General features: G+C 53.3%; 14 protein-coding genes and 4 pseudogenes. 11 read left to right on the forward strand and 7 right to left on the reverse strand.

Annotated elements, in window-relative coordinates:
* The first annotated feature begins 355 nt into the window (after positions 1 to 355).
* Entirely contained in the window at positions 356 to 1,549 is a 1,194-nt protein-coding gene (locus BB347_RS15300; protein ID WP_076582598.1) for an outer membrane protein assembly factor BamB family protein, read from the forward strand.
* 193 nt (positions 1,550 to 1,742) lie between these two features.
* Positions 1,743 to 2,774 carry a DNA repair and recombination protein RadA gene (gene radA / locus BB347_RS15305; RefSeq protein WP_076582596.1) on the forward strand — a complete coding sequence of 344 codons (1,032 nt, stop codon included), beginning with the start codon at positions 1,743 to 1,745 and terminating at the stop codon, positions 2,772 to 2,774.
* A 126-nt stretch (positions 2,775 to 2,900) separates the two neighbouring features.
* Here the strand turns inward: radA and sufU are convergent, their stop codons facing one another.
* From sufU to BB347_RS15320, 3 genes are all read right to left on the reverse strand, one after another.
* Complete coding sequence (sufU, locus tag BB347_RS15310; RefSeq protein ID WP_076582594.1) at positions 2,901 to 3,320, reverse strand: Fe-S cluster assembly sulfur transfer protein SufU; 420 nt, start codon at positions 3,318 to 3,320, stop codon at positions 2,901 to 2,903.
* 172 nt (positions 3,321 to 3,492) lie between these two features.
* Positions 3,493 to 3,738: a hypothetical protein gene (locus BB347_RS15315; RefSeq protein ID WP_076582593.1), complete on the reverse strand. Its 246-nt coding sequence runs from the start codon at positions 3,736 to 3,738 to the stop codon at positions 3,493 to 3,495.
* Positions 3,739 to 3,978: 240 nt separating this feature from the next.
* Positions 3,979 to 4,617 (reverse strand): HD domain-containing protein, encoded by a 639-nt coding sequence (locus tag BB347_RS15320; protein ID WP_076582591.1) that lies wholly within the window; start codon positions 4,615 to 4,617, stop codon positions 3,979 to 3,981.
* A gap of 617 nt (positions 4,618 to 5,234) precedes the next feature.
* On the opposite strand from BB347_RS15320, the gene BB347_RS15325 reads away from it, so the two are divergent.
* Both BB347_RS15325 and BB347_RS19640 read left to right on the forward strand, forming a co-directional pair.
* Positions 5,235 to 6,572, forward strand: a complete 1,338-nt coding sequence (locus BB347_RS15325) for an RNase J family beta-CASP ribonuclease (protein WP_076582589.1) — start codon at positions 5,235 to 5,237, stop codon at positions 6,570 to 6,572.
* Between the two features lie 256 nt (positions 6,573 to 6,828).
* Positions 6,829 to 7,102: pseudogene (locus BB347_RS19640) on the forward strand (hypothetical protein).
* Between the two features lie 73 nt (positions 7,103 to 7,175).
* Here BB347_RS19640 and BB347_RS19950 read toward each other — a convergent pair.
* From BB347_RS19950 to BB347_RS19660, 3 genes and pseudogenes are all read right to left on the reverse strand, one after another.
* A pseudogene (locus tag BB347_RS19950) lies at positions 7,176 to 7,556 on the reverse strand (type II toxin-antitoxin system VapC family toxin); the annotation flags it as partial.
* Between the two features lie 3 nt (positions 7,557 to 7,559).
* Positions 7,560 to 7,712, reverse strand: a complete 153-nt coding sequence (locus BB347_RS19655) for a hypothetical protein (RefSeq protein WP_168170966.1) — start codon at positions 7,710 to 7,712, stop codon at positions 7,560 to 7,562.
* 67 nt (positions 7,713 to 7,779) lie between these two features.
* Positions 7,780 to 8,032 (reverse strand): annotated as a pseudogene (locus BB347_RS19660) (DUF7692 domain-containing protein).
* A 275-nt stretch (positions 8,033 to 8,307) separates the two neighbouring features.
* Between BB347_RS19660 and BB347_RS15345 the strand changes: the two are divergent.
* Together BB347_RS15345 and BB347_RS19040 are read left to right on the forward strand one after the other, a co-directional pair.
* On the forward strand, positions 8,308 to 10,878 hold the full coding sequence (locus BB347_RS15345; RefSeq protein WP_076582587.1) for an ATP-binding protein: 2,571 nt from the start codon (positions 8,308 to 8,310) through the stop codon (positions 10,876 to 10,878).
* A 62-nt stretch (positions 10,879 to 10,940) separates the two neighbouring features.
* Positions 10,941 to 12,266, forward strand: coding sequence for a TRM11 family methyltransferase (locus BB347_RS19040; RefSeq protein WP_139327034.1), 1,326 nt, complete (start codon positions 10,941 to 10,943; stop codon positions 12,264 to 12,266).
* A gap of 727 nt (positions 12,267 to 12,993) precedes the next feature.
* Here the strand turns inward: BB347_RS19040 and BB347_RS19665 are convergent.
* Positions 12,994 to 13,372 (reverse strand): annotated as a pseudogene (locus tag BB347_RS19665) (DNA-binding protein); the annotation flags it as partial.
* Positions 13,373 to 13,734: 362 nt separating this feature from the next.
* Between BB347_RS19665 and BB347_RS15360 the strand changes: the two are divergent.
* From BB347_RS15360 to BB347_RS15380, 5 genes are all read left to right on the forward strand, one after another.
* Positions 13,735 to 14,187 (forward strand): universal stress protein, encoded by a 453-nt coding sequence (locus tag BB347_RS15360; protein ID WP_076582584.1) that lies wholly within the window; start codon positions 13,735 to 13,737, stop codon positions 14,185 to 14,187.
* 391 nt (positions 14,188 to 14,578) lie between these two features.
* The gene (locus BB347_RS15365; protein WP_236996006.1) at positions 14,579 to 15,184 is read left to right on the forward strand and encodes a DUF305 domain-containing protein; all 606 of its coding nucleotides are present in this window, start codon (positions 14,579 to 14,581) and stop codon (positions 15,182 to 15,184) included.
* Between the two features lie 222 nt (positions 15,185 to 15,406).
* On the forward strand, positions 15,407 to 15,793 hold the full coding sequence (locus tag BB347_RS15370; RefSeq protein WP_083687771.1) for a hypothetical protein: 387 nt from the start codon (positions 15,407 to 15,409) through the stop codon (positions 15,791 to 15,793).
* 59 nt (positions 15,794 to 15,852) lie between these two features.
* Positions 15,853 to 16,119 (forward strand): hypothetical protein, encoded by a 267-nt coding sequence (locus tag BB347_RS15375; RefSeq protein WP_076582581.1) that lies wholly within the window; start codon positions 15,853 to 15,855, stop codon positions 16,117 to 16,119.
* Positions 16,120 to 16,188: 69 nt separating this feature from the next.
* Positions 16,189 to 17,532 (forward strand): potassium channel family protein, encoded by a 1,344-nt coding sequence (locus BB347_RS15380; RefSeq protein WP_077202643.1) that lies wholly within the window; start codon positions 16,189 to 16,191, stop codon positions 17,530 to 17,532.
* The last annotated feature ends 106 nt before the right edge of the window (positions 17,533 to 17,638 follow it).

Genomic DNA, 17,638 nt, shown 5'->3' on the forward strand with positions numbered 1-17,638 from the left:
TCCAAATATCACTAAGACATCGTTAAAACTGACCGGCCACCGACAGAACGCACGCATTGTTGGGGTGCTCGCTCGCTTGTACCAAATCACATTGGCACCATAGATATCCCGGTGGACGTAGTATGAAGAACTACGGCAGGAAACACTTCCATCTCAGTCACCGGCTGCGTGCCATGCACATCACGACAGTCACCGACTGTGTCATGCAGTACTTCAACTGCGCCATACACCAGTTGTTTCGTTTCCTGCCGCACCTTTTAGCCCTCGAGTGTCGACGCCGACGATAATCGATCTACGCGCCGAACGTCGATCGCTGTCGCATCCATTATATCGGATCGGTCGGTAGCCCCTGACAGTGACCAACTGGAACCAGTTCAAAGGCGACCCGCGACACTCGGGGCGTCGACGCGAACTCGAGGGGCCGAATCGGGTTCGAGAGGCCTGGACGGTCGACCTCGACGGGGACGCCGGGTCTCCAGTCTACGATCGCGACACCGTCTACGTCCTGACGAATCGGGCCTGTCACGCGCTCGAGCGAGCGCGCGGACGCGAGCGCTGGACGGTCGAGATTGATGCGGCGGCCGAGAGTACGCCCGTCGTCACCCGCGACACGCTCTATCTCACCTCCAGCGACGGCACCGTTCGCGCACTCGAGACCACGACGGGCGACCAGCGCTGGGCGACGACACTCCCCGGCACGCTCGAGTCGTCGCCCGCACTCGCCGACGGCCTCATCTACGCCGGTCACGAGGCGGGCGTCTCGGCACTCGAGGCCGACACCGGCGAAATCGTCTGGACGCACGAAACGGACGCCGCAGCCGTCGGCACCCCGGCGGTCGACCGCGTCCGTGACCGAGCACACGGAGACGAGTGGGGAAGCGACACGCCGGAAGCGGACGAACTCGACCTCCTCTCGCTCGAGGACGCCCGGATGGACGAGGACGCGTCGCAGGCGGCCGATCGCGACCGCGTCTGCGTTGCCACCGCGGACGAACAGGTGCTCGCACTCGAGGCTGACACCGGGGAACCCTGCTGGAACGCGCCGACGAACGGCACGGTCGTCGACGGGCCGACGATCACCGGCGATCGAGTGTACGTCGCCGACGACAGCGGCACGCTCGTCGCGTTACACGCCGACAGCGGGCAATCGTGGTTCACCTACAAGATCCAGCAGTCGTTCGCCTCCTCGCCGACCGTCCTTCCCGAGCGCGATACGACGTTCGTCGGCGCGACCGACGGCTACGTCCACGTCACCGACACGACGTTCGGCCGTCGCAAACTCCGCGGCTGGCTCTTCGCGAAGAAGGGCGTCGCCCTCGACGGGACAATTTCGGCGAGTCCTGCCGTCGCCGGCGAAATCTGCTGTGTTGGCGACTCGACCGGATCGTTCTATGGGATCGATCTGACCGACGACTGCAACCCCTGCTGGCACGTCGGCCTCGACGGCCCGATCACGGCTCCCCCCGCACTCGGGGAGGACCATCTGTTCGTCGTCGGTGGCGACCGACTCTACCGTCTCGAGTGGGACACAGACGAGCGATCGGTCTGAATCGGACGGTTCGACTAGAAATTTACGCCTCGATTCTTCGCTCCCAATGACTGCTGGCACTGTTCGATCACCGTCTCGCTTTCACTGGTAAACCTGTTGATTAGTTGGAACGCAACCCCGTCGCAGTCTTGCACTTTCACTTTCACCCTCCTGTTAACGAGGGTTTATGGGGGGTCCGGCACAAGCAGGGAGTATGCCCGAAGCAGATCTCGAAACACTTCCCGGCGTTGGACCGGCAACCGCAGACAAACTCCACGACGCAGGCTTCGAATCCTTCCAGAGCCTGGCCGTTGCCTCGCCGTCGGAACTCTCGAACACGGCCGACGTCGGCGAGTCGACGGCCTCCGACATCGTCCGTGCCGCTCGTGACGCCGCCGACATCGGCGGCTTCGAGACCGGTACAACCGTGCTCGAGCGACGAAACGAAATCGGCAAGCTAAGCTGGCACATCGACGAGGTCGACGACCTCCTCGGTGGCGGAATCGAGACCCAGTCGATCACCGAAGTCTACGGCGAGTTCGGATCCGGGAAGTCCCAGGTCACCCACCAGATGGCCGTCAACGTCCAGCTTCCCAAGGAAGTCGGCGGCCTCCACGGCAGCGCGATTTTCGTAGACAGTGAGGACACGTTCCGACCGGAGCGAATCGACGACATGGTTCGTGGACTGCCAGACGAAGCGATCAACGCGACCCTCGAGGACCGCGAAATGGAGGGCTCGGCCGACGACGAGGCCGCCGTCGACGAACTCATCGAGGACATCCTCGACAAGATCCACGTCGCGAAGGCGTTCAACTCCAACCACCAGATGCTGCTCGCCGAGAAGGCGAAGGAACTGGCCAGCGAACACGAGGACTCGGAGTACCCCGTCCGACTGCTCGCAGTCGACTCGCTGACCGCTCACTTCCGTGCTGAGTACGTCGGTCGTGGCCAGCTCGCAGACCGACAGCAGAAACTCAACAAGCACCTCCACGACCTCGACAAGGTCGGAAACCTCTACAACGCCGCCGTGATCGTGACGAACCAGGTCGCCTCGAACCCCGACTCGTTCTTCGGCGACCCAACGCAGCCGATCGGTGGCAACATCCTCGGCCACAAGTCCACCTTCCGAATCTACCTCCGCAAATCCAAAGGCGACAAACGAATCGTCCGCCTCGTCGACGCGCCAAACCTCGCCGACGGCGAGGGCGTCATGCGCGTCCAAGACGGTGGCCTGAAGCCAGAGTAACAACCACACCGTTCGATTTTCGATTTTCGCGTGAAACTCGAGAGGCGTCTCTCGAGCGTCACGCTCGGTGCTGTGTTTCTCAGACGCAGCGAAAAGCGGCCGGGTGACTGGCGTCGAACGGTTCCGTTAGTCTTCGGTCGTCGTCTTCTCGACGTCGAGTTCGCCCTGGTAAATCTCCGCGCCGTCCTGGGCGACCTTCTCCGCCAACACGGCACACTTGACTCGCATCGGCGAGATGTCGACGCCGAGCATGTCGATGACGTCGTCGCGATCCATCTCGAGTAGTTCGTCGACCGTCTTGCCTGCGAGCTCAGTCGAGAGCATGCTCGCCGAGGCTTGACTGATCGCACAGCCATCACCGGAGAAGGCCACGCGTTCGATCGTCTCCTCGTCGTCGGCGAGGACGACGTCCATCCGAATCTCGTCACCGCACATCGGGTTCTCGCCGATGTGGGTAAACGTTGGATCCTCGAGTTGCCCGTAGTTACGCGGGTTCTTGTAGTGGTCGAGAATCTGCTGTCGGTACATATCCGAGCCCAGTCCCATCGTTGTATCCGATTAGACGCGAGAGTTGTAAAAGGGTTCCGGGGCGACACACGAGGCTATCTCGACGGTTCGTCGTCTCGAACACGACCGCCCGCGTGACCACCTCGAGACAGCAGTCGACTCGCTTTTTCTCGGTCGGGTCCGATACACACCGTGAGAATCTGCTGGGGCCCTACGAGCGCGCCTCAGTCGGCGGATTGAGGTAACACGCGTCGGCGATCACGACCACGCCGACGAGTGACGCGACGAGCATCGTCACTACGAGTGGAACGCTCGAGAGTCCCGCCACGAGTATCGCGCTCGCGTATGCAACGGGAATAATTCCCAGCAGGACGTCGTATCGCGATGCCGCGGCGAGCGTTGCAACCACCGTCTCGAGTGGATCCGGAACGGATCCGTCGATTGTCGTCTCTTGCATCGGTCTCACCTCGGCACACAATAATACGACAGAGCGACTGAAAAACGCCGTGCCGTCTGTCGCAATGACGCTATCCAAAATTGAACTGACTCGCTGCAGTGACTGTCGAGTTCGTGGCCGTCCCTCGTCCGTCTCCCCCTCTCACTCGTCTCTTCATGCTGAGCGCTCTCGAGTCGGCCGGTGCCTCGAGTCTTCTCGCTGAACGGTCTCGATTCGAGGTTCCCGCGACCAGATATCCACCTACCGCTCACCGGCACGTTCCGCATCGAATTGCTCGAGGAACGTTCGCACGAACTGTGCCCGCTCCGTCGCGAGTTCCCGACCGACGTCGGTGTACATCCGCTCGGGCAGGTCGAGGATCTTCTTGTGGAGGTGGTTGTACTGCGTCTTCCCCGACACCGTCTCGTCCTCGGCGACCGGGACGGCAGGATCGTGCATCGCCTCCTCGAGCGTGCCGCCGTGGGCGAACACCCGCGCGACCCCGACGGCACCCAACGCGTCGAGGTTGTCCGCATCGCTGACGATTTCGGCCTCGAGCGTCTCCGGTTCGATCGCGTTCGAGTATCGGTGAGCGCGAATACACTGCTCTACGTGTTCGACGGTGTCCGACGAGACGTCGTGGGATTCGAGTATCCGTCCCGCTTCCGTGGCTCCCCAACTCGCGTGATCGTCGATCTCGCCGCGATCCTCCCGTTCCCGGCCGATATCGTGGAGGGCCACGGCGAGTGTGACGACGGTCTCGTCGATGGAACCTGACTCCGGATGGTCGCTGATCAGTCTCGAGGCCAGCGCGTCGACGCGTTCGACGTGGTGCCAATCGTGTGCTGGTGGGGCCTCCTCGAAATAGGTCTGGGCGCGAATTTGGACTGCCTCGAGCATGGTGAGTAGTGGCGTGAAACCGTGGATAAACGCTTCGTCTCCGGTCTCTCCTCGAGTCGACCGTTTCGCTCCTATCGCCAGACGGTGGGCACCGGACCCAGTGGCTGGTTCGGTTCAGGGTTGAGACCGGGTGTTTTCGAAACGATGGATGGGCGTTTCGTCCAGTTCGAAGCTGAATACCGGACGAATCCATTTCGGATACACTCTAGGTTCGATCTTGCAGCACGTCGTTGGTAAGAACCCTATCAGATGGGTGATATATGTGTCTCTAGATGGTGATAAATCGGTGGACATAACCTACGGATACCCCTACCCGTTGTCCACCTACCTACAAGATCGGTCACTCGATAGCGGAATATGTTTTGTGGTTCGATTTCCTCGCTCATCTCTCCGCTCTACACTCTCGTAATCCGGGAGTACTTACGTGTGGAAGGCCGTTATCCACCTAACCGAAAGAGGCGCTGTCCTTGGCACAGTCGGGACCGAACGTTCGATTTTGGAACCGCCACGGACGTGTTCGACTTGCTCGCTCACGTTACTGACCGTTCGGATTCCCACGAGGCGGCCAGTCTGGCTGCGAGGCTGTGTCGTACGGACTGCTATGATCGGGTTTACCAATGGAAATTGAAATTGCGACGATTGGCGGCTACGAAGAAGTCGGACGGCAGATGACTGCCGTCCGCGCCGGTGACGATATCGTGATCTTCGACATGGGACTGAACCTTTCGAAGGTCCTCATTCACGATAATATCCGAACCGAAGGGATGCACAGTCTCGATCTGATCGACATGGGTGCGATCCCCGACGACCGGGTCATGAGCGACTTAGAGGGCGACGTTCAGGCGATCGTCCCGACGCACGGCCACCTCGATCACATCGGGGCGATCAGCAAACTCGCTCATCGATACGACGCACCCATCGTCGGAACACCGTTCACGATCGAACTCGTAAGCGACGATGCCGAAGAAGAGCAGAAGTTCGATCTCGACAACGATCTCGTCAAAATGGAGGCCGGCGAAACGATGACGATCGGTGACCACGGCTGTGAACTCGAATTCGTCAACGTCACCCACTCGATCATCCAGGCGATCAACCCGGTCTTGCACACGCCCGAGGGGGCGATCGTCTACGGACTCGACAAGCGTATGGACCACAACCCTGTCATCGGCGACCCGATCGATATGGATCGCTTCCGTGAGATCGGCCGTGAAGGCGTCCTCTGTTACATCGAAGACTGTACGAACGCGAACAAGAAGGGTAGAACTCCCAGCGAGAACGTCGCGCGAGAACACCTCCGAGACGTCCTATACAGCATGGAGGACTACGACGGTGCAATCCTCGCATCGACGTTCTCGAGCCATATCGCTCGAGTCAAATCGCTCATCGAATTTGCTCGAGATATCGGACGGACGCCGATCTTGCTCGGCCGATCGATGGAAACGTACTCGGGAACCGCCAAGCAGATCGGCGTCGATTTCCCATCGGACGTCGAAATGGTTGGCTACCGTCGCTCCATCGAACAGACCTTAGAGCGGATCATGAACGAGGGCAAAGAGAACTTCCTGCCGATCGTCACGGGCCACCAAGGCGAACCGCGAGCCCTACTCACGCGAATGGCTCGTGGCGAAACCGAGTTCGAACTCGAGCCCGGCGACAAGGTGGTGTACTCCGCACGCGTAATCCCCGAGCCAACCAACGAGGGCCAACGCTATCAAGCGGAGAAATTGCTCGCCATGCAAGGAGCGCGTGTCTACTCCGACATCCACGTTTCGGGCCACCTCTGTCAGGAAGGCCACTACACGATGCTCGATGCGCTTCAACCGGAGAACATCATCCCGGCCCACCAGGATCTCAGTGGACTTTCGGGATACGTCGATCTCGCGACCGATCAAGGCTACACGCTCGGGCGAGATATACACATCACGTCGAACGGAAACGTTATTCAAATAAACTGAACCGCACCGTCTGCCCTATCGCTCGCTCCCTGGGGGAGCGACGCAACCGATGAGCGCTGTCGACACCTCTGGAAAAATTGATATATCGGCGCGCGGCGAGCGCGTATGCATGGCGCGCGCCAGCGGTTCGGTTCCGAGCACATGCTCGAGAGCCACGGTTCGTGTGGTCGGAACCAGTGACCATCGCGAATGCTGTCCGTTCGCGATGAACCGATCGAAACGCGCGACCCACTTCGGCACGATCTGCGAGTAGCGGATGGCCACGAACCGACGGTTCACCCTCGATCTGGCCAGTTGCCACGACGTCACGTTTCAGAACGGAACGCCAGTCGAAATCGAATCGACGATGCTCGAGCACAGCAACGGCCAGCCGGGGGAACTTCACGGTCTACAAGGCCTACCAGGACAAGCTGCGACGACACGACGGCTGGTACTCTTTCGTCGTCTACCGACCACACGGGCGCTCTGGCTGCACAGTCGTCAAAGACAAGATATGCAAAGCGTCGAACCTGCCGCTGCTCAGGTGGTAAGGTGGCGGCGATCACCGCGGGACCGAACAGGCAAAAATAGCGATTGAATCGGTCTTTTAGCCGGGCCAGAAGATCAGATACGATCCTGTGGGAGCACCGCGCCGTGTTCTTGCAACTCCCCGTCGAACGAGACAAGCGTTGCGTCAACAGCGTTCACAGCGGCGAGAACAAGTGCATCCATCGGATAGAGCAGCGTATCTTTCTGAAGCTGGTTTGCTTCGACCATATCTCATGCATCTGGGAACGTAACGGTTGTTCGGGAACTGATACGCTGTTCGATCCGTTCAACGTGCTCACGTTCAAATTGCTTCTTTTTCGAGAGTACTGATCGAAGTTCCATAAGGTTCAGAACTGACGTATGTGTCTCATCGAACTCGTTGAGAACACGAACGGCTGTTTCAGACTTGTCGGTATCGTGAGTGACAGCAGCGACAAGAACGTTCGTGTCGAAAAATCTTCATAGTCGTTCGCGAACGTCACGGACCTCTTCGACTGCATCAACGTCCACGTCGACGGCTAACTCGGAGAGTGCATCCCCGAGCGGGACCTCTTCGTCATCCTCAGGGTCTCCAGCCATGAATTCAGCGAAGTCGTCGGTTGTGAGACTCATACTGTACGATTGCTGGGCTAATTCCAAAAGCCTACTGGTGGAACTGAATCGAACCAATCCCGTTGACCTACTCAGTATCAACGACAATCTCGGAGTCGATTTCAAAGGTGACGGCTCTCGTCGAGAGTGTCTCGGCGATCTCTTGGCGCTGCTCGTGAGTGATCGTCGCGCCCGAGGACCTGGCGTGTGGCTACACTCAGCTGGGCCACGGCCTCACAGGCGCTACCCACTGCTCGAGTCTTGGTACAGTCATAGAAGCGGGCTGCGCGTTCAATCGCGTCCATCCGGTGTGCATAATCACCGTCGGTTCGGATTCGCATACTCGGACACACGCCCCCTCGAATCCTCGTTGTTTCGACTTACTCAACCGCGCTCATAGCCCATAATCGGGATCTCTTGTCATTCTCTCCGAGTGGTCGACGGCACCGTCGGGGCGATCGTCGCCTAATATGCACACGGCGTTCTCGGTCTCGTGTGCATATTCAGGAAACGGGATTTGTCGACCTGCAACCCCAGGGATAAATATCGCTGGTAGCGATTCCGACTCGATATGACTGCCAAAAACATTAATTTGTCTGCCTGACTTTTTGCTAATATGTCCAGACAAGATGAACGGCAAACCCACGAATCATTATATGATACTGCCCAAGAATTTGGTGATACGGAGGATTCAATCGATATAGATATCAGTTTCCGTATTATAAGGCAGTTTTCCAAACAATTATACGATAACCCTCGCAGAGCCATTGAAGAACTTGTTTGTAATAGCTACGATGCTAATGCCAAAGAGTGTTACATTCATACTCCTAATGATGTAGATGACGGGCTGTATGTCTTGGATGATGGACATTCAATGGACATGGACGGACTTGAATGGCTTTGGAAAGTAGCTTCTAGTCGAAAATCCCAGGGTGATGATGAGGATCGTGTGAGTGGTGATCGACAACAGATTGGAAAGTTTGGTGTTGGTAAGTTAGCCTCATTTGCGCTCGGATCTAGGTTAACTTATGTTGCAACTAAGAATGGGAAAACACGTATAGTCTCCGTCCATCAAGACCGATTAAAGGAGGAAACGGAAGATGATGACTTTGATGTATATGAGTTTCAAGCTAGTGAAGCGCGAGACCATTTGAATCGCTTTTTTACTAACATTCCAGACCCATGGGAAAATAATTGGGATAGTTGGACTTTAGCAGTAGTAGAAGACATCCCAGAAAGAAATACTGGTACCGATCTGCAACCTTGGCATCTGAAAAACATGATTCGCACAGCTATACCAACTTCAACAAACTTCTCTGCATATTTAAACCAAGAAAAAATATCTGAAAGAGAGCCTAACGGCGAAGAGATATTTAATGTTGATGTAACTGAAGATGTGATGATTGATAGGATTGAGACAACATTAAAGAATTACTGGTCTTCAAGGAAGAGTATCGGCCCTGATGATGTGAGTGAAGAATTATATGAGGTCACGAGGACAACTTTCAGCGACCCTCAAGACACGAACGAAAGGATTGCTGGAATTGAGGTACCCATACTAGGTCCCGTATCTGGCCAGGGACGCTATTTCGACAGGTCTCTTACAACAGACAAGCGTCGAGAAAGAGGCTTCCAGGATCACGGTTTTCGTGTCAATGTTCGCGGAAAGCTTATTAATAAATCAGATCCGCTCTTTGGATTAGAACCATTGAGCTTTTCGACCTGGGCTCAGTTTTTAGCTGAATTTGAAATGCCCGGGCTAGATGAGGTTATTCGAGTTCAAAGGGACCAGTTAATGGATGAACCGGAGACACATATTGCAAGAAGAATTCTCAAACAAACTTTTCAAGAGGTAAGGCAACAGCAACGTAATCAGGAAGACGAAGATAACGCTGGTATAATTAGTAGGTCTAGTTCTAGTTCTAGTTCTGGTGAAACACTACAGCGTACATTCTCTGATAGACTACAAGAGCGATCTAATCATTACGCATATGATGCAGTCAGTGGTCTCCATGACGAAACGGAAAAAAGGAGTTTAGATTTAGATGATATCGATATCGAAGTAAAGCCATTAAAACCTACAGACCGAGCTGTTGAGTACAATTCTGATGAACTCCAAGTGATCATTAATGAAGGACACCCCCTCATAGATACACTGAGGAGGTCGTCAGATTTCACGAGAAATATCGAAGATGCCTTTAAAGAAATACTCGCGGCAAGACTTTTGATCTATGGGTATCTGAGGAAAAATGGTGCCGACCGACTTGCTTTAGCAGCTAGTAGACAAATTTTCGATTCTGTTTTGAGAAGTGCAGCTGGTAATCTTGGAGCTGATGAGTTAGATTACCAGTTGTCTGAGTTAGACGATGCAAGTACAGTTGGTGGGACAAGATTTGAAGAAGCTATTGTGAATATCTTTCAAAATATCGGTCTAAGTGCTGCTCAGGATGGTGGTCCAGATACTCATGATGGCGTAATAGAAATACCACAAGTGGGAGATAACTTTCGAGTGTCAGTGGAGGCAAAAGGGTCACAAGGAATTGTGTCACATTCACAGCTAAGTTTTGATTCTGTAAATCGACACAGGAGTGAGCAAAATTGCGATCAGGCGATAGTCATCGCAAGAGAGTTCCAAACCGAGGGTAGAAATGAACAAAGAAGTGCACTCTTACGCAATCTAGATCCAGAAATTAATGACGAAGCAGTTAGCAACATATCACTGATGACAACCGAAGCTATTGAAACTTTTCTTCGACTTCATGACAGACAGCCTTTCACCTATTCTGAGACGAAACAAGTTCTTTCTAATGATGTATTACCAGAAAATCTGCCAGACAAAATTATTGATGTTTGGGAGGAGAAGCCAGATGATGAATTAACAAAGTCCATCCTCATGATTGGACATGAAATGATGGAGACTGATCCAAATAACCCACCATCAGTTGGAGCGGTAGCATACGACGAAAGAATGAGAACGAGGGATGTTACACGAGAGGAAATTGAGGAGCGGTTAGAATCACTAGATGTTCTTACGAAATCTGTGAAGATGTTGGGTGATGATAAATTTGAAATTGATGCAGATGCAGATACGATATTAACAGAAGTCGACGATTCAAGAGAAGCAGTTGATGATGCTCTAAGTAACAATCTAATTGTTGGTGAAAATCAAGAAAGTCAAGAGAATTAATCCAGGAAGCGTTCGGTTGGTCTTCATCGAAACCTTGACGTCATGGAGTGCGATGTATTAGTATGAGCAGTCATATTGAGGAGGACGAACTTGATCCACTTGATCTCTCCGAGAGAAGACAGTACACACATCGAGCACATCGATTTCCTGGAAAGTTCCACCCTCCACTGATTGCCGAAATAATTCAACAACACCCAGAGCACGAAGTAATTGGAGATCCAATGTGTGGATCTGGTACAACTGGTGTTGAAAGTGTCGTTGCTGGGAAGAACACTCTTTGTATTGATATTGATCCTCTCAGTGCACTAATGACTCGTGCAAAGACCAAACCAGTAGATGTGGGAGCCTTTAACGAGGTCTGTGATAGAATTATTGATCAAGTTAGTGGTTTCCCAGAAAAAGGCAGTTATTCCCAAGAGAGAGCACGTCAGGAAGTTGAGCAGAATATCTCTGTTGGCCAATATGCAATACCATACAACCTTTTCCATTGGTTTGATCCGTATGTGGCTGTTGGCTATTCTCGACTTCTAAGTGAGTCTCACCACGTTCTGAAACATGAGTCTAATGAAATGAGGGATGCAGTTCATACAGCTCTTGCTGCAATGGTGCGACAAATATCGAGAGCAGATCCAGATCCAGTAAGTGGTCTTGAAGTTACAAAGATACGGCGACAAGAACTTAACGATGGAATTACCTTCGACGTGAGCAGTTCATTTAACAATGTCTCAAATCGCCTTGCTAGGGGGTATGAGCAATTAAATTCCTTAGATGAAATTGGAGAAAGTTCTGTGATTGAAGGAGATGCGAAAAAATTCTCTGATATATGTTCCAAGGTGGATGAACCACCATCTATGATCATCACATCTCCGCCTTATTGTAACGCAATTGAATATTCCCGACGTCATCGATTGGAATACGAATGGTTGGGTCTATTCAACAACCCTGATGTGGAAAATCAACGTAATCAGCGGATTGAAACCTCTCGGGATTTTTTCGGTAGCACAACTCCCAAGCAAGGCACACTCCGAAATCTCCCTGAAGTACCTCATACGGATATAAAACGTGTTACAGGTGAGATTGAGGAAATGGGACATGAACGCAAAGCAAATTTACTCAGAAAATACTTCTTAGACGCCTATGACTGGATTAGCGAGATATACAAGGCACTTCCAAGTGGAGGTCTTTTTTGTATGATTATTGGGCCGAGTACCTCATACGGAAAAACGATTGATACACCAAATTACTTAAAAGAAATCACGCTTAAAGAAACTGGATTTGAACTTGTTGAAAAACCCCGACGATATAAACTAGTGAATAATAAAATGCAATATCCTACAAATGGGGAAACGACTGAATTAGAATGTCTCTTGAAATTCAGAGCTGAATGAAACATATGAATATATTGTATGGTGGTCAAGCACTCGAGACGATCCCATGTCTCCTATATTTTGAACACCGGAACGGAAGAATTAGGCCACTGTCAACAGCATAAGAACCACTTACTCCTTTTGATGGGGTGACCACAGCCTAATATCGGGCCCATCTGGTTCTTGAAAATAGCTCTCTCGAAATACGTTGTACGGAACTTTCGCTAGGAATCGTTTGTTATCTGCCGATTCCAATGGAATTTCGTTCGATCCTCGAGTTGGCGAGTAACCTCCAGAGGCGTGAGTCCATGTTGGTCTGTAATCTTGTTTGCGAGATCATTTGCGTGCTCTTCAGTCGGAGTTCCTTTGTGCCTACGTGAAAGGTCAGCAAAGCGCGTATACGATCAACAAGTTGTCTTATGGGTGATGCATTACGAGAGTCCGGCCGGGCTATCCTACTTAAATGCTCGACCGGGTCAACCCTCGATTCATGTGCTTCACCTGGAGATCTGCGTTCGGAGGCGGGGGCGGGGCGGGGTAATTTTTTGGCGCTGTCCCCTTGGGGACACCCGCCAAGGGGGCGTTCGCGCGCAGCGCGAAACGACCCCGCCAGCGGTGCGGCGCGATCGCGGCGCCGACCCCAGCCTCGAGGGATCGAATACAATCGGACTTGTGAAAACCATCTAAAACAAAAAGTTTACTTGCCGAAAAGAAGTAACGGGGTAGCGTTGCCACTCCGTGGGCCGGTTCACCGATCGGCGACAGCCCCGACGAACCCGGTTTCGCTGCCGCCGCCGGGCGTCTTCCAGGTCAACTCAGCGCCACGGAGTACCGTCGGATCGTTGCCCGACGTCGACCACTTCTCGAGGGCTTCAGCGGCGAGCGTCGCGACGTTCTCGAAGCTATCGTATTTCAGTCGTGAGAGATCGTATCCATCCGCATCCGCTCGGGTTCGCCGTGCTCGTCGAACTCGAGGTCGGCCCGTTCTCGGCGAGCCACTGCTGGAAAGGGGAGGACTCCGCGACGTGATCGGCCAGCCCCATCAGGTGTTGCATCCGATCGGCGTAACTCTCGATCGCGTACTCGGCGGACTCGGCGAGCGCCCGCAACTCCTCACGGTACTTCCGTTCGAGGCGGGTTCAGACACCTCCATCACCCCACTGACTTTTAAGACGGCGGACTCCCGAAACCAGTGGCTGATTCGGTTCCGGTTTGAAACCCGGTATAGTACTGATAGAATAGTCAACGCGTAACGTCTACTTGGGCAATCTCGTATTATATTCCTTCAGTAGTTGAACGAGTGGTTCCATCCCGGAAAACCTCGGCCCTTTGGAGAAATTTCCGAATATCTGATATGTTCGGTTAGGAATTATTACACCCTCAATCGAGAGCTATCGTTGCGATTGTAAACTAATGTGCGAGTGCAGTAGTGGCGAATTCAGCAAAGGTACTTAGTATTTGACTGTCGTGGTTGTAACCTAGACTACATATGTACGATCGACTGCTGTTGCCGACAGACATGAGCCCAGGTGTTGATCAAGCAATCGACCATGCGATTGATGCCGCACAACGATATGATGCTGAGTTACACGTCCTCTATGTTGTTGATGCTGAAGCATATAGCTCGTATCCCGGAGACGAATATGTCCACGAATTCGAAGGGTTAGAGAGCGCACTCGAACAGGCAGGTCGAGACGCAGTCGAAGATATCACGGGCCGTGCAGAATCATCGAATGTGGAAACGAACTCCATTATTCGACACGGCGTTCCTCACGAAGAGATTCTAGAGTACATGGATGAAGCGGACATCGAACTCACAGTCGTTGGGTCAAAAAATCGATCCGGTGAATACAGACGATTACTTGGCAGTGTTGCTGAGCGTGTTGCCAATATGGCAGAACGTCCAGTTACTATCGTGAAAACGCCAGTCGAGGAGGAATAACCGACCAATTTGGGCCCGATGATCCTGTGAAATCGGTACGAGGAACAAGTTAGACAGGCATACGTTCTCTTGACTGAGAGAGGGAGTCTGGTTTCCACCGCAGGTTGCGTATTCCGGTCATCTTTTTATACAGCTATTGGGTGGAGTCGCCCCTGATGGCATTAATCGAGAACGATCACGTAAACGAGGAGGGTTGGATGGGTGATTGTATCGATAACCGCTTTGATTTTAGGTGAGACAGACTATGGTTAATCAAACACGACGTCAGGTCCTCTACGCAATTGGAGCGTCAAGTACAGTTGGAGTTGCGGGATACACAACCACCGAAACACAAGACCACGAGAACGAAAATAACGATACTGGCTCTGATGAGGATTCGGAGTTCAACGAAGTGGACATCATGTTCGTACGGATGATGATTCCGCATCATGAAGGTGCGATTCAAATGGCTGAACTCATCCCCGAGAGAACCGACCGGGAGGAATTACTCGATCTCCGGACAGAGATCATCGAGGAACAAGAAGCAGAGATCGATCTCATGTGTGAATTGATCGACGATGCCGGCGTCGCCGGTTGTGACGAGGTCGGAAGCATGATGCCCCACGAGATGGGGGAGATGATGTACGGCGACGGAATGGGGGATGGAATGCACGATGGCGACGATGACGAGATGCACGACGACATGGATGATGGAATGCACGATGACGATGAGATGGGCGACGGAATGGGTCCCGACGAGATGGAGGAGATGATGCCACGAGAACACATGATGACCCACGACGACAGGCGGGAACTCCGCCGTGCTGAAAACGAGGAGTTCGATTGCCTGTTCGCCGAACACATGATCCGCCACCACGAAGGTGCCGTCGCAATGTCCGAACACGTCTTGGATGAAGGTGAATCAGAGCGCGTTGCCGACCTCGCAGATGACATTATTGACGCCCAGCAAGAAGAGATTGAACTGATGGATGAGTGGCAAGACGACTGGGGTTGTTGATTTACGAACCCCCAAACTTGGTCTCGTTTGGGAATGTAGGTCTTTCTGTACCAAGTGTGGGCGAATTCGAAGCCCTTGAAGGCCGCGGGGTCCGCGCGACCGTTGAAGTCGAAGCCTTCCACTATGCAGGTACCTATCACGACAGAACTGGAGTATACGCCAGAACGAACCTGGATTGAAGTGCTCAGACTCGAGTTGCTGCTGTTTATCTCGTAGCCGCTGATGACGTTCACTCCGCTCGATCCGGAGTCGTTTCCGACGATCTGGAATGATGGGCGATACCTGGTTTCGTTACGTGCGCTGGGAATCCTTCCGCTCGGAAAACAGTGGATAGACGTCTCCAAGCCGACGGTCAAGACGACTCCCGGAGAGCAGCGATACCAAATTCGAGACGAGGGTGAGGGAATACTCGTCTCTCAGTGGGATCACACCATTACAATCGCCGATACCGAAGAAGGTCACACGCAGTACATCGATGAAATAACGGTGGACGCCGGAATACTTACCCTGTTCGTCTGGGTGTACGCGAACGTGTTTTGTCGATACCGACAATTTCGACTACGGCTCCTCGTTAACCGAGGGTTCGAGTCGTTCCGATCCTCGTTCTGATCGGTGGTCACAAGGGATAATGATGATGTTGAAAGCATTGCTGACAGAATAGATGGAATATGGGAGAGAAATATAAAATCGAGCTGTTACCAGATTCGAAGACGTGCTACCGGTATCTTCAAGCCGGATTCAGCATCATCGTCCTGACCTTCCTCGTCGGACTGTTGGCGCTCGCGGTTCCGAACCTGATTCCGATATACGATGTAATGGTGATGCCCGCGCTATTCGTCGGACTCGGTTTGCTTCTCTACGGCGTCGGGACGCACCTGCACATTATGCACTTAAATATGCTTGAAATGAGGGAGGAAGACGGAAGTCACAAATAACACTCGTGTAACGGCTAATCCCTATGAACGACTCAAATTCGTCGAGAAGACGAGAGTAGAGACATGCGAATGAAACTCAGCCAGTGGCCATTGAAGATGACAAGTCGGCTCCGGAAGTTGAGTATCGGACAACGCATCGCACTGTACGTCGTCATCGTGGCCGTAATCGTGAGCGTCTACACAGCCGCTTACTGGTACGGAATGGCCGCGTACGAGGATCGGAATCTGTCTCTCGGTGGTGCCCTCCAGACTGTCGTCCAGTCGTTGACGACGACAGGATACGGGCAAGACGCACCGTGGGAGACGGCAATCATGAACCTGTTTACGATAGTGATGCAGTTTACTGGCATTCTGCTTCTATTTCTTCTGCTCCCACTGATCATCGTCCCTTGGTTTCGAGAGTTGATTCAGCAAAGACGGTTTGACGAAATTGAGCCGCTCGAAGATCACATCGTCATCTCAGGACACACTCCACACGTCCACGCTTTTCTAACACAGATCGAGTCCCATGACCATCCACATCCGTACGTGATTATCGAACCCGACGCTGATCGAGCGGCAACCCTTCACGACCTCGGCCATACGGTATACCATGGCGACCCTGAATCAGAGTCCGATCTCCGAAACGCCTCCGTTGAAAGTGCCCAGGCTGCGATCGTGGCAGGTAACGACCAAATGACAGTAAACGTCGCGCTTGCGATCCGCGACGTAGCCCCGACGGTTCCCATAACCGCAACGCTCGCCGACGAGATGCACCGGCCGTATCTCCGCTCGGCTGGAGTCGATCGCATTGTGCAACCACAACGGGTCATCGGACAATCGCTTGCCACACGATATCCGATACCGACTGGAAAAACGTCAGACCGGATCGTTATCCTCGGTCATGGAACGGTGGGAGAAACAGTTCGATCTGCACTGGACACGTGGGGGTCGGATCCAACTGTCGTGGATACCGATGAAGGCGACCACGTCGACATCGTTGGTGATGCAACTGAGAAAGACACATTGCTAGATGCGGGCGTAGAGAACTCCGACGCCGTTATCGTTTCACTCCCTGAGGATCGACAGGCGGTATATTCGACGTTGCTTATTCGAGATCTCAACGCTACTGCTGAAATTTTTGTTAGAGTAGCGGAGAGTGACGCTCTTAGTCGGGTTGACCGAGCCGGTGCTGATTACGTCCTTGAACTCCCGGATATTACCGGTCGGATGCTCGCTGCTACTGTGCTTGCCGAACCGATTCACGGCGGCGAAAACGTCCTGATTACACGCGTGAACGGATCAGAGGTTGATCCCTGTTCGGTGGAACCCACTCGTGTCATCGGCATCGCTCGGGAAGACGAGCTATATCTCGATCCAGACTCGGAATTTGAGTTGCGAGAAGGCGATATTCTCATCTACCACGAAAAATAGTCTTTCACATCTGATGCCTTCAGATGTATTTTTCAGACAGTAGACGTCACCAAAACATACCTTAATTCCGGATCGGCGATTGTTTCCGGGAGACGTTGATGCTCTA

The organism is Natronorubrum daqingense, assembly GCF_001971705.1.
Lineage (GTDB): Archaea > Halobacteriota > Halobacteria > Halobacteriales > Natrialbaceae > Natronorubrum > Natronorubrum daqingense.